Here is a 13978-nt window from a genome sequence, read left to right as displayed (position 1 = left end):
CAATATGGTTACCTGGACCCAAATGTATATGCCGATGGGAGGACTGGGGCTATCCGCTCTGGTCGCCTTGATCCCGATAATATTCTTCTTCGTTGCACTCGCGGTATTACGTCTGAAAGGACATGTCGCCGGAGCAATAACCCTTATATTATCGATATTGATTGCGATATTCGCCTTTAAAATGCCGATTGATATGGCATTTGCTGCTGCGGGATATGGCTTTATTTATGGCTTATGGCCGATTGCGTGGATTATTGTCGCAGCGGTATTCCTCTATAAATTAACCGTTGCCAGCGGGCAGTTTGATATTATCCGCAGCTCGGTTATCTCCATCACCGACGATCAGCGTTTGCAGGTACTACTGATTGGTTTCTCCTTTGGCGCGCTGCTGGAGGGGGCGGCTGGCTTTGGTGCACCGGTGGCGATTACGGGGGCGTTGCTGGTGGGGCTGGGCTTCAAACCGTTATACGCGGCGGGGCTGTGCCTGATTGCCAACACTGCGCCGGTGGCGTTTGGAGCGTTGGGCGTGCCGATTCTGGTCGCCGGTCAGGTAACGGGAATCGATCCGTTCGACATCGGTGCAATGGCGGGACGTCAGTTACCGTTCCTGTCAGTTCTTGTACCGTTCTGGCTGGTGGCGATGATGGACGGCTGGAAAGGGGTGAAAGAGACGTGGCCAGCGGCGCTGGTTGCGGGTGGTAGCTTTGCGGTTACCCAGTTCTTTACCTCTAACTATATTGGTCCGGAACTGCCGGATATTACTTCGGCGCTGGTGAGTATCGTCTCACTTTCTTTATTTCTAAAAGTCTGGCGACCAAAAAATACCGAAACGGCAATCAGCATGGGACAATCCGCAGGTGCGATGGTGGTGAATAAGCCATCTTCTGGCGGTCCCGTGCCTTCAGAATATAGTCTGGGGCAAATCATTCGCGCCTGGTCACCCTTTTTAATCTTAACGGTGCTGGTCACCATCTGGACGATGAAGCCATTTAAAGCGTTATTTGCGCCGGGCGGTGCGTTTTATTCGCTGGTGATTAATTTCCAGATCCCTCATTTGCATCAGCAGGTACTGAAAGCGGCACCCATTGTCGCCCAGCCGACACCGATGGATGCGGTGTTTAAATTCGACCCGCTGTCCGCTGGCGGCACCGCTATTTTTATTGCGGCGATTATCTCTATCTTCATTCTCGGCGTGGGGATCAAGAAAGGCATTGGCGTCTTTGCCGAAACGCTAATTAGCCTGAAGTGGCCGATATTGTCGATTGGCATGGTGCTGGCATTTGCTTTCGTGACCAACTATTCCGGCATGTCTACCACGCTGGCGCTGGTACTGGCGGGCACTGGCGTGATGTTCCCGTTCTTCTCACCGTTCCTTGGCTGGCTGGGGGTATTCCTTACCGGCTCGGACACATCCTCGAATGCCCTGTTTGGTTCACTGCAATCAACCACCGCGCAGCAAATCAACGTCTCTGACACCCTGCTGGTGGCAGCAAATACTAGCGGCGGCGTGACCGGCAAGATGATCTCTCCGCAATCTATCGCCGTGGCGTGCGCCGCAACAGGCATGGTGGGCCGAGAATCTGAACTGTTCCGCTACACTGTGAAACACAGTCTGATCTTTGCCAGCGTTATTGGCATTATCACGCTGTTGCAGGCGTATGTGTTTACCGGAATGTTAGTCTCGTAAGTCAACAAAGCCGGATGATCGTCAATATCATCCGGCTTCATTCTTTTCTGGTTACATTATTCTGTCTTATTAATTAAAAAATCATTTCCCGATTTATTATCTATGCGGCAATAATGTTTTGTGTTCAGATAACCCGCTAAATAATTAAGCGCGTGAGAATGTCTATTTTTTTGTCCCGCAAAACAAGTCTGTATTAATTATGTTCGCTTGATGAGTAAACACCGTGCTATCTGTTGCTTTTGCAATCGCAATCGTTAAAACTATCAACAACTTGAGATAGTCACATTGTGAATAATTGTTACTTTTTTGTTTGTTAAATCTTTTGATAAATACCCCGACTGACATCGTATAGGGGATATTCTTATAAATTTTACCTGTTTCGTTATCAATAATGCATTTTTCTTAAGAATGGAGGAAATTATTAGAGAAGATAAAGCATAAAACTATTTCCCCAGTTACGAATCTTTTAACTTTATTTTGTCACTTGCGTTATTAATGAATAAGAAATTTAAATATAAGAAATCGCTTTTAGCGGCTATTTTAAGCGCAACCTTGTTAGCCGGTTGTGATGGCGGTGGTTCAGGATCGTCCTCCGATACTCCGCCTGTAGATTCTGGAACAGGGTCTTTGCCGGAAGTGAAACCTGATCCAACACCAAACCCGGAGCCGACGCCGGAGCCTGAACCTACTCCGGACCCGACACCTGATCCAGAGCCAACGCCAGAACCGGAGCCAGAACCTGTTCCTACTAAAACGGGTTATCTGACCCTGGGCGGAAGCCAGCGGGTAATCGGTGCTAAATGTAATGGTGAATCCAGCGACGGCTTTACTTTTACACCTGGCGAGGACGTTACTTGCGTAGCGGGTAACACGACAATTGCCACCTTCAACACTCAGTCAGAAGCTGCGCGTAGCCTGCGTGCGGTTGAAAAAGTGTCGTTTAGCCTTGAGGACTCGCAAGAACTGGCGGAGTCCGACGACAAGAAAAGCAATGCGCTCTCGCTGGTAACCTCCATGAACAGTTGTCCGGCGGATACAGAACAGGTTTGCCTGACGTTCTCCTCGGTGATCTAGAGTAAACGCTTCGACTCGCTGTATAAGCAAATCGATCTGACTCCAGAAGAGTTCAAAAAGCTGGTCAATGAAGAGGTGGAAAACAATGCCGCGACCGATAAGGCGCCATCCACTCATACTTCACCGGTAGTGCCCGTCACGACGCCGGGAACAAAGCCGGATCTGAACGCTTCCTTCGTGTCGGCTAACGCGGAACAGTTTTATCAGTATCAACCTACGGAAATCATTCTTTCTGAAGGTCGCCTGGTAGACAGCATGGGCAATGGTGTGGTTGGCGTAAATTACTACACCAGCTCAGGCCGTGGCGTAACTGGTGAAAACGGCAAATTCAACTTCAGCTGGGGTGAAACCATCTCCTTTGGCATCGACACCTTTGAACTGGGCTCAGTACGCGGCAATAAGTCGACTATTGCACTGACGGAACTGGGCGATGAAGTTCGCGGGGCAAATATCGATCAGCTGATCCACCGCTATTCGAAAGCCGGACAAAATAATACCCGTGTCGTTCCGGACGATGTGCGCAAGGTCTTTGCTGAATATCCCAACGTGATCAACGAGATTATCAATCTCTCTTTATCCAACGGTGCGACGCTGGGTGAAGGTGATCAAGTTGTTACGCTGCCTAACGAATTTATCGAACAGTTTGAAACGGGTCAGGCCAAAGAGATCGATACTGCAATCTGTGCGAAAACCGACGGTTGTAACTCTCCGCGCTGGTTCTCGCTGACCGCGCGCAGCATTAATGAAGGTCAGATTCAGGGCGTTATCAACAAGCTGTGGGGCGTGGATCAGAGCTACAAATCTGTCAGCAAGTTCCATGTCTTCCATGACTCTACCAACTTCTATGGCAGTACTGGTAATGCGCGTGGTCAGGCGGTGGTGAATATCTCCAACGCGGCATTCCCGATTCTGATGGCGCGTAATGATAAAAACTACTGGCTGGCGTTTGGCGAAAAACGTGCCTGGGATAAAAACGAGCTGGCGTACATTACAGAAGCACCTTCTCTTGTGGTGCCAGAAAACGTCACGCGCGATACCGCGACCTTCAACCTGCCGTTTATTTCGCTGGGGCAAGTCGGTGAGGGCAAACTGATGGTTATCGGTAACCCGCACTACAACAGCATCCTGCGTTGCCCGAACGGTTACAGCTGGAACGGGGGGGTTAATAGCGACGGACAGTGTACGCTCGACAGCGATCCGGACGACATGAAGAATTTCATGGAAAACGTGTTGCGCTATCTGTCAAATGAACGCTGGCTGCCGGACGCGAAAACCAGCATGACCGTGGGCACCAACCTGGATACGGTTTATTTCAAAAAAGCGGGTCAGGTATTAGGAAATAGTGCTCCGTTTGCTTTCCATAAGGATTTCGCAGGTATCACGGTTAAACCGTTGACCAGTTATGGCAATCTGAATCCAGATGAAGTTCCTCTGCTGATCCTCAATGGCTTTGAGTATGTGACTCAGTGGTCTGGCGATCCCTATGCAGTGCCTCTGCGTGCAGATACCAGCAAACCGAAGCTGACCCAGCAGGATGTGACGGATCTGATCGCCTATCTGAACAAAGGCGGATCGGTGCTGATCATGGAAAATGTGATGAGCAATCTTAAGGAAGAGAGCGCATCAGGCTTTGTACGTCTGCTTGATGCCGCAGGTCTGTCGATGGCGCTTAACAAATCGGTGGTGAATACCGATCCGCAGGGTTATCCAGACCGCGTGCGCCAGCGTCGAGCGACTGGCATTTGGGTTTATGAACGTTATCCGGTTGTGGAAGGTGAACTGCCGTACACCATTGATTCCCAAACAGGAAAAGTTACCTGGAAATATCAGATTGATAACAAACCTGATAAGAAACCGAAACTGGAAGTTGCCAGCTGGCAGGAAGATGTCGATGGCAAACAGGTCAAACGCTATGCCTTTATCGATGAGGCGGAGTTTAAAACAAAAGAGTCTCTGGAGGCGGCAAAGGCAAAAATCTTTGAGGCGTTTCCTGGATTAAAGGAATGTAAGGACCCGGCATATCACTATGAGGTCAACTGTCTGGAATACCGTCCTGGCACGGGAGTTCCTGTAACGCCAGAGAATAATACTGGCATGTTTGTTCCGCGCTATACGCAACTGAATCTCAGCGCCGACACCGCGAAAGCGATGCTACAGGCAGCGGATTTGGGAACCAACATTCAGCGCCTGTATCAGCACGAGCTTTACTTCCGTACCAATGGTCGCAAAGGTGAGCGTCTGAACAGCGTCGATCTGGAACGTCTGTACCAGAACATGTCTGTCTGGCTGTGGAACGATACGAAATATCGTTACGAAAGCAACAAGGATGACGAGCTGGGCTTTAAAACGTTCACTGAGTTCTTGAACTGCTATGCCAAAAATGCCTATACCGAGGGCACGCAGTGTTCTGCAGATCTGAAAAAATCGCTTGTCGATAACAACATGATCTACGGAGATAATACTGCCAAAGCAGGGATGATGAACCCGAGCTATCCGCTCAACTATATGGAAAAACCGCTGACGCGCCTGATGCTGGGGCGTTCCTGGTGGGATCTGAACATCAAAGTTGATGTCGAGAAGTATCCGGGAGCGGTATCGGCAGATGGGCAGGAGGTTACAGAAACCATCAGCCTGTACTCGAATCCGACCAAATGGTTTGCGGGTAACATGCAGTCTACTGGTCTGTGGGCTCCGGCTCAGAAAGAGGTCACCATTGAGTCTACGGCGGACGTTCCTGTGACTGTCACCGTGGCGCTGGCTGACGACCTGACCGGACGTGAGAAGCATGAAGTCGCGCTGAATCGTCCGCCAAGAGTGACTAAAACGTATACTCTGAATGCTAATGGTACGGTGAAGTTTACGGTTCCTTACGGTGGTCTGATTTATATCAAGGGCGACAGCAAGGAGAATAATAAATCTGCCAGCTTCACCTTTACCGGTGTGGTAAAAGCGCCGTTCTATAAAGACGGTAAATGGAAAAACGCTCTGAACTCACCGGCGCCGTTGGGTGAGCTGGAATCAGACGCTTTCGTCTATACCACGCCGAAGAAGAACCTTGAGGCCAGCAATTTCACTGGTGGCGTAGCAGAATTCGCTAAAGATCTGGATACCTTTGCCAGCTCAATGAATGACTTCTACGGTCGTGATGGCGAAAGCGGTAACCACCGGATGTTTACCTATGAAGCATTGACGGGACATAAACACCGTTTCGCCAATGATGTGCAGATCTCCATTGGTGACGCGCACTCGGGTTATCCGGTGATGAACAGCAGCTTCTCGATGAACAGCACCACGCTGCCGACGACGCCGCTGAACGACTGGCTGATCTGGCATGAAGTAGGGCACAACGCCGCAGAAACGCCGCTGACTGTACCGGGCGCAACGGAAGTCGCGAACAACGTGCTGGCGCTGTACATGCAGGATCGCTATCTCGGCAAGATGAACCGTGTCGCTGACGATATTACCGTTGCGCCGGAATATCTGAACGAGAGCAATGGTCAGGCATGGGCGCGCGGCGGTGCGGGTGACCGTCTGCTGATGTACGCACAGCTGAAAGAGTGGGCAGAGAAAAACTTTGATATCACGAACTGGTATCCAGAGGGGCAACTGCCAGCGTTCTACAGCAATCGTGAAGGGATGAAAGGCTGGAACCTGTTCCAGTTGATGCACCGTAAAGCGCGCGGCGATGAGGTTGGTAAAACTAAGTTTGGCGAAAAAAATTACTGTGCCGAATCCAACGGTAACGCTGCCGACACGCTGATGCTGTGTGCCTCCTGGGTAGCTCAGACGGATCTTTCGGAGTTCTTTAAGAAATGGAATCCGGGCGCGAATGCTTACCAGCTTCCGGGGGCGAGCGAGATGAGCTTCGAGGGCGGCGTGAGCCAGTCGGCTTACAACACGCTCGCGGCGCTTGGTCTGCCGAAACCGCAGCAAGGGCCGGAAACCATTAACAAGGTTACCGAGCATAAGATGTCAGCCGAGTAAGCCTGTAGGCATGAAATAAGGCGCATCGGGTTAACACATATGCCCGATGCGCCAACTTATCGGAGCTACAGGGAAAGCCGCAATTACTTGCGTTGGCAGATACCTGTAGGCCGGATAAGGCGTTTTACGCCGCATCCGGCAAGTTACAACACATAACCTTTAACCATGCATTTTGATGTTTTTCAGCAATATCCAGCGGTGATGCCCATCCTGGCAACCGTTGGTGGATTAATCATCGGCAGTTTTTTGAATGTGGTGATTTGGCGTTACCCCATCATGCTTCGCCAACAAATGGCGGAGTTTCAGGGGGAAACGCCGAGTGCGCAGTCAAAAATAAGCCTGGCGCTGCCACGCTCGCACTGTCCGCATTGCCAGCAGACCATCCGCGTTCGTGACAACATTCCGCTGCTCTCCTGGCTGATGCTCAAAGGGCGCTGCCGTGACTGTCAGGCGAAAATCAGCAAGCGTTATCCGCTGGTGGAGTTATTGACGGCACTCGCTTTTTTGCTGGCGAGTCTGGTCTGGCCGGAAAGTGGATGGGGGCTGGCGGTGATGATATTATCCGCCTGGCTGATTGCCGCGAGTGTCATCGACCTCGATAACCAATGGCTGCCCGATGTCTTTACTCAGGGCGTATTGTGGACGGGGCTGATTGCAGCATGGGCGCAGCAGAGTCCGTTAACGCTACAAGACGCAGTCACCGGCGTACTGGTGGGGTTTATCTCTTTTTACTCGCTGCGCTGGATAACCGGAATAGTTCTGCGTAAAGAAGCATTAGGCATGGGCGATGTATTACTCTTCGCCGCTTTAGGTGGCTGGGTGGGGGCGTTGTCGCTGCCCAATGTTGCTTTAATCGCCTCATGCTGCGGCCTGATATATGCCGTTATTACAAAAAAAGGATCAACCACACTGCCTTTTGGACCGTGTTTAAGTCTGGGCGGTATAGCAACACTTTATCTACAGGCATTGCTTTAAATGATAACAACGTCATTATCGAAGTGACATTTTTACTCTTATTAATAACCTTAGAGATTATTAACCATGTCGATAAAAAAGATGAGGGAGGGTATTAATATCGCTATTGTTGAGCGTTACAGGATTATTAAGTGGCTGCGCCAGCCATAATGAAAACGCCAGTTTACTGGCGAAAAAACAGGCGCAAAATATCAGTCAAAACCTGCCAATTAAATCTGCGGGATATACCTTAGTGCTGGCGCAAAGTAGCGGTGCGACGGTAAAAATGACCATTATCAGCGAAGCGGGTGCCCAGACCACGCAGACGCCTGACGCCTTTTTAACCAGCTATCAACGACAAATGTGCGCTGACCCGACGGTGAAATTAATGATTACCGAGGGAATTAATTACAGCATAACGATTAATGATACACGTACAGGTAACCAGTATCAGCGGAAACTGGATCGCACCACCTGTGGAATAGTCAAAGCATAACGTCGGGTATATAAATTGGCGCGGGTTGTTTTTCGTGACGCACGAATTTATCTCATTCAGTGGCTGACTAAAATTCGTCACACTCTTAGCCAGAGACAATCTCTTAATACAGACAAAGAGCATCTGCGAAAAATTGTACGCGCGATGTTCTGGCTGATGCTGCTTATTATTTCTGCAAAAATGGCGTATTCACTCTGGCGCTATATCTCCTTTTCTGCGGAATATACATCGGCTTCTCCATCGGCGAATAAACCGGCACGTGCGGATGCAAAAACGTTCGATAAAAAAGACGTGCAATTAATCAGCCAGCAAAACTGGTTTGGTAAATATCAGCCCGTCGCCGCGCCGGTAAAACAACCCGAACCTGCGCCGGTGGCAGAAACGCGTCTTAACGTGGTGCTGCGCGGGATCGCCTTTGGTGCCAGACCCGGCGCGGTTATTGAAGAAGGCGGCAAACAGCAGGTCTATCTGCAGGGGGAACGGCTTGGTTCTCACAACGCGGTGATTGAGGAAATCAATCGCGACCATGTGATGCTGCGCTATCAGGGAAAAATGGAGCGCCTCAGTCTGGCAGAAGAGGAGCGTTCTACTGTTGCAGTGACCAACAAAAAAGCCGTCAGTGACGAAGCAAAGCAAGCTGTTGTTGAGCCTGCTGCCAGTGCGCCAGTTGAGATCCCGGCTGCCGTGCGTCAGGCACTGGCGAAAGATCCGCAGAAAATTTTTAACTATATCCAGCTTACGCCCGTGCGTAAGGAGGGGATTGTCGGTTATGCAGTGAAACCGGGGGCAGATCGTTCTCTGTTCGATGCCAGCGGTTTCAAGGAAGGCGATATCGCCATTGCGTTAAATCAGCAGGATTTTACTGATCCACGAGCAATGATTGCTCTGATGCGGCAGTTACCTTCAATGGATTCCATTCAACTTACGGTTTTACGCAAGGGTGCGCGCTACGACATTTCCATCGCGCTGCGCTAACCGCATTTAATCCAGGAGAATCATTCATCGTGTTTTGGCGTGATATTACGTTGTCGGTCTGGCGTAAGAAGACAACTGGCCTCAAAACAAAAAAGCGTTTACTGCCGCTGGTGCTGGCAGCGGCATTATGCAGTTCACCGGTCTGGGCGGAAGAAGCCACCTTTACCGCCAATTTTAAAGATACCGACCTGAAATCGTTCATCGAAACCGTCGGCGCTAACCTTAATAAAACCATCATTATGGGACCGGGCGTACAGGGGAAAGTGAGTATTCGCACCATGACCCCGCTCAATGAACGCCAGTATTACCAGCTATTCCTTAACCTGCTGGAAGCGCAGGGGTATGCCGTCGTACCGATGGAAAACGATGTGCTGAAGGTGGTGAAATCCAGCGCCGCGAAAGTCGAGCCACTGCCGCTGGTCGGTGAAGGTAGCGACAACTACGCGGGTGATGAAATGGTCACTAAAGTAGTGCCGGTACGTAATGTTTCGGTCCGCGAACTGGCACCGATTTTGCGCCAGATGATCGACAGCGCAGGCTCAGGCAACGTTGTTAATTACGATCCCTCCAACGTGATTATGCTTACCGGACGCGCCTCGGTTGTGGAACGGCTGACGGAAGTGATCCAGCGCGTGGATCACGCGGGAAATCGCACTGAAGAGGTGATCCCGCTGGATAACGCCTCGGCTTCGGAAATTGCTCGCGTGCTGGAAAGCCTGACTAAAAACAGCGGCGAGAACCAGCCAGCGACGCTGAAATCACAGATTGTCGCCGATGAACGCACCAACAGCGTGATTATCAGCGGCGATCCCGCCACGCGGGATAAAATGCGCCGCCTGATCCGTCGTCTGGACTCAGAAATGGAGCGCAGCGGCAACAGCCAGGTGTTCTATCTCAAATACAGCAAAGCCGAAGATCTGGTCGATGTTCTGAAACAGGTCAGCGGCACGCTCACCGCCGCTAAAGAAGAGGCGGAAGGCACGGTCGGTAGCGGGCGTGAGGTTGTCTCCATCGCCGCCAGCAAACACAGTAATGCCCTGATTGTTACCGCGCCGCAGGACATCATGCAGTCGCTGCAAAGCGTGATTGAACAACTGGATATTCGCCGTGCTCAGGTGCATGTCGAGGCGTTGATCGTGGAAGTTGCCGAAGGCAGTAATATCAACTTCGGCGTGCAGTGGGCGTCGAAAGATGCCGGATTAATGCAGTTTGCTAACGGTACGCAGATCCCTATTGGCACGCTGGGGGCAGCCATTTCTCAGGCGAAACCGCAGAAAGGCTCCACGGTGATCAGTGAAAACGGCGCTACCACCATTAATCCGGATACCAACGGCGATCTCTCCACACTCGCCCAGCTTCTTTCTGGATTCAGCGGTACGGCGGTTGGCGTGGTGAAAGGCGACTGGATGGCGCTGGTGCAGGCGGTTAAAAACGACTCCAGCTCTAACGTCCTTTCTACGCCGAGCATCACCACGCTGGACAACCAGGAAGCCTTCTTCATGGTGGGCCAGGACGTTCCGGTATTAACTGGATCTACCGTTGGCTCCAATAACAGCAATCCTTTCAACACGGTAGAGAGGAAAAAAGTCGGCATCATGCTGAAAGTCACACCGCAGATTAACGAAGGTAACGCGGTACAGATGGTGATTGAGCAGGAAGTCTCGAAGGTGGAAGGACAGACCAGCCTCGACGTGGTGTTTGGCGAGCGCAAACTGAAAACCACCGTGCTGGCTAACGATGGTGAGCTGATCGTGCTTGGCGGTCTGATGGACGACCAGGCGGGAGAAAGCGTGGCGAAAGTGCCGTTGCTTGGCGATATCCCATTGATTGGTAACCTGTTTAAATCAACGGCGGATAAAAAAGAAAAACGTAACTTGATGGTGTTTATCCGCCCGACGATTCTGCGTGACGGTATGGCGGCAGACGGCGTATCGCAGCGCAAATATAACTATATGCGCGCCGAACAGATCTATCGCGATGAGCAAGGCTTAAGCCTGATGCCGCACACCGCGCAGCCGGTACTGCCAGCGCAAAACCAGGCCTTACCGCCGGAAGTACGCGCATTCCTCAATGCCGGGAGAACGCGTTAATGGTGCCTGTAGCACAGGAAACCACCGCTAACACCGTGCGTCTGCCCTACAGTTTCAGCCGTCGGTTTAGCCTGGTGGCGTGGTGCGAAGCGTCGCTGGAGATCCTCCACGTTCATCCGCTATCGCTCTCTGTTTTGCAGGAGCTGCAACGGGGGCTGAACGCGCCCTTTACGCTGCGGCAAATCGACGGGGCCGAATTTGAACAGCGGCTGAATGCGGTCTGGCAGCGGGACTCTTCCGAGGCTCGCCAGCTGATGGAAGATATCGGCTCTGCTGAGGACTTTTTTACCCTCGCCGAAGAACTGCCGGAAACGGAAGATCTGCTGGAAAGTGACGACGATGCGCCAATCATCAAACTGATCAACGCCATGCTGGCAGAGGCGATTAAAGAAGGCGCTTCGGATATCCACATCGAGACGTTTGAAAAGAGTCTGGTGATCCGTTTTCGTGTTGACGGCACATTACATGAAATGCTGCGCCCGGGGCGCAAACTGGCCTCGCTGCTGGTATCGCGTATCAAGGTGATGGCGCGGCTGGATATTGCCGAAAAGCGCGTACCGCAGGATGGACGTATTGCGCTGCTGCTGGGCGGTCGGGCGATTGACGTGCGTGTCTCCACCATGCCATCCGCCTGGGGCGAGCGCGTGGTGCTGCGACTGCTGGACAAAAACCAGGCCCGCCTGACGCTGGAGCGTCTGGGGTTGAGCCATGAACTGACCGCGCAGTTGCGCCAGCTGTTACACAAACCGCACGGTATCTTTCTGGTGACGGGGCCGACAGGTTCCGGCAAAAGCACTACGCTGTACGCCGGATTGCAGGAGCTGAACAACCACTCGCGTAACATTCTCACGGTTGAAGACCCCATCGAATACATGATTGAAGGGATCGGTCAGACGCAGGTCAACACCCGCGTCGGCATGACCTTCGCCCGTGGCCTGCGCGCGATTTTGCGTCAGGACCCGGATGTGGTGATGGTCGGTGAAATCCGCGATACCGAAACCGCAGAAATCGCCGTTCAGGCGTCGCTCACTGGGCACCTGGTACTTTCCACGCTGCATACCAACACGGCGGTGGGGGCGATTACGCGTTTGCAGGATATGGGCGTGGAGCCTTTCCTGCTCTCTTCCAGTCTGACGGGCGTGATGGCGCAGCGACTGGTTCGCACGCTGTGTACCGACTGCCGCCAGCCCGCGCCTGCCACCGACGAAGAAAAACGCCTGCTGGGGATTACCGATGCGCGAACCGTCACTCTGTACCATCCGCAGGGCTGTCCCGCCTGTAATCACAAAGGCTTTCGCGGACGTACTGCCATCCATGAGCTGATCGTGGTGGATGCCACATTGCGTGATTTGATCCACCGTCAGGCCGGGGAACTGGAGCTGGAACGTTATGTCCGGCAACACTCTGCGGGTATCCGCAGCAACGGCATTGAGAAAGTGCTCGCCGGAGAAACCTCTCTCGATGAAGTTCTGCGGGTAACCATGGAGGCGTAATGGCACTGTTTTACTATCAGGCGCTGGAGCGTAATGGTCGCAAAACCAAAGGCATGATTGAGGCGGATTCCGCGCGTCATGCCCGCCAGTTGTTGCGCGGTAAAGAGCTCATTCCCGTGCACATTGAAGCCCGGCTGAATGCTTCGTCAGGGGGAATGTTGCAGCGTCGGCGGCACGCACATCGTCGCGTGGCGGCGGCAGATCTGGCGCTGTTCACTCGCCAACTGGCAACGTTAGTACAGGCAGCAATGCCGCTGGAAACCTGCTTACAGGCGGTCAGTGAGCAAAGTGAAAAACTGCATGTGAAAAGTCTCGGAATGGCGCTGCGCAGCCGGATTCAGGAAGGTTATACCCTGTCGGACAGCCTGCGTGAACATCCCCGCGTCTTTGATTCCCTGTTTTGTTCGATGGTGGCTGCCGGAGAAAAATCCGGGCATCTCGACGTGGTGCTTAATCGCCTGGCGGATTACACCGAACAGCGCCAGCGCCTGAAATCACGCCTGCTGCAGGCCATGCTCTACCCGTTGGTATTGCTGGTGGTGGCAACGGGCGTGGTTACTATTTTGCTGACGGCGGTAGTGCCGAAAATTATCGAACAGTTTGATCATCTCGGACACGCGTTGCCCGCTTCCACCCGCGCGCTTATCGCCATGAGCGACGCGTTACAGGCCAGCGGCGTTTACTGGCTGGCAGGTTTGCTGGGGCTTCTGGTGCTGGGGCAACGGTTACTCAAAAATCCTGCCATGCGCTTGCGCTGGGATAAAACCTTGCTGCGTTTGCCCGTGACGGGGCGTGTTGCGCGCGGGCTGAATACGGCGCGTTTTTCCCGCACGTTAAGCATCCTCACCGCCAGCAGTGTTCCGCTGCTGGAAGGCATTCAGACCGCTGCCGCCGTGTCGGCAAATCGTTATGTCGAGCAACAACTGCTGCTGGCGGCAGATCGCGTCCGCGAAGGAAGCAGTCTGCGCGCCGCGCTGGCGGAGCTTCGCCTGTTCCCGCCGATGATGTTGTACATGATCGCCTCCGGTGAACAGAGCGGCGAGCTGGAAACCATGCTTGAACAGGCCGCAGTCAACCAGGAGCGGGAATTTGATACCCAGGTGGGGCTGGCATTAGGGCTGTTTGAACCGGCGCTGGTGGTGATGATGGCGGGCGTGGTGCTGTTTATCGTCATCGCCATCCTCGAACCAATGCTGCAACTGAACAATATGGTTGGAATGTAATT

6 protein-coding genes and 2 pseudogenes are annotated in these 13978 nt (G+C 52.5%); all 8 read left to right on the top strand.

The annotated features are described in order from the left end of the window. Nucleotides 1-4 precede the first annotated feature (4 nt). The 8 genes and pseudogenes from glcA (at nucleotide 5) to gspF (ending at nucleotide 13976) form a co-directional block, all read left to right on the top strand. Nucleotides 5-1687 carry a glycolate permease GlcA gene (gene glcA / locus WC5_RS18490; RefSeq protein ID WP_000259282.1) on the top strand — a complete coding sequence of 561 codons (1683 nt, stop codon included), beginning with the start codon at nucleotides 5-7 and terminating at the stop codon, nucleotides 1685-1687. A gap of 495 nt (nucleotides 1688-2182) precedes the next feature. Continuing rightward, nucleotides 2183-6745 (top strand): annotated as a pseudogene (sslE, locus tag WC5_RS18495) (lipoprotein metalloprotease SslE). Between the two features lie 165 nt (nucleotides 6746-6910). Further along, nucleotides 6911-7720, top strand: coding sequence for a prepilin peptidase PppA (gene pppA, locus WC5_RS18500; protein WP_010350874.1), 810 nt, complete (start codon nucleotides 6911-6913; stop codon nucleotides 7718-7720). Between the two features lie 66 nt (nucleotides 7721-7786). Further along, a pseudogene (gene gspS2, locus WC5_RS0121825) lies at nucleotides 7787-8195 on the top strand (type II secretion system pilot lipoprotein GspS-beta). Nucleotides 8196-8210: 15 nt separating this feature from the next. Continuing rightward, nucleotides 8211-9170: a type II secretion system protein GspC gene (gspC, locus tag WC5_RS18505; RefSeq protein WP_000135102.1), complete on the top strand. Its 960-nt coding sequence runs from the start codon at nucleotides 8211-8213 to the stop codon at nucleotides 9168-9170. A 29-nt stretch (nucleotides 9171-9199) separates the two neighbouring features. After that, nucleotides 9200-11260: a type II secretion system secretin GspD gene (gspD, locus tag WC5_RS18510; RefSeq protein ID WP_000498820.1), complete on the top strand. Its 2061-nt coding sequence runs from the start codon at nucleotides 9200-9202 to the stop codon at nucleotides 11258-11260. Further along, the gene (gene gspE / locus WC5_RS18515) at nucleotides 11260-12753 is read left to right on the top strand and encodes a type II secretion system ATPase GspE (RefSeq protein ID WP_000249363.1); all 1494 of its coding nucleotides are present in this window, start codon (nucleotides 11260-11262) and stop codon (nucleotides 12751-12753) included. Before gspD ends, gspE begins: the two co-directional genes overlap by 1 nt. Further along, complete coding sequence (gspF, locus tag WC5_RS18520) at nucleotides 12753-13976, top strand: type II secretion system inner membrane protein GspF (protein WP_001173424.1); 1224 nt, start codon at nucleotides 12753-12755, stop codon at nucleotides 13974-13976. The genes gspE and gspF overlap by 1 nt, the downstream gene beginning before the upstream one ends. Nucleotides 13977-13978 lie beyond the last annotated feature (2 nt).

The sequence above is a fragment of the Escherichia sp. KTE114 genome, assembly GCF_000407765.1.
GTDB classification, from domain to species: Bacteria; Pseudomonadota; Gammaproteobacteria; order Enterobacterales; family Enterobacteriaceae; genus Escherichia; species Escherichia ruysiae.
This window is presented reverse-complemented; position numbering and strand designations above follow the sequence as displayed.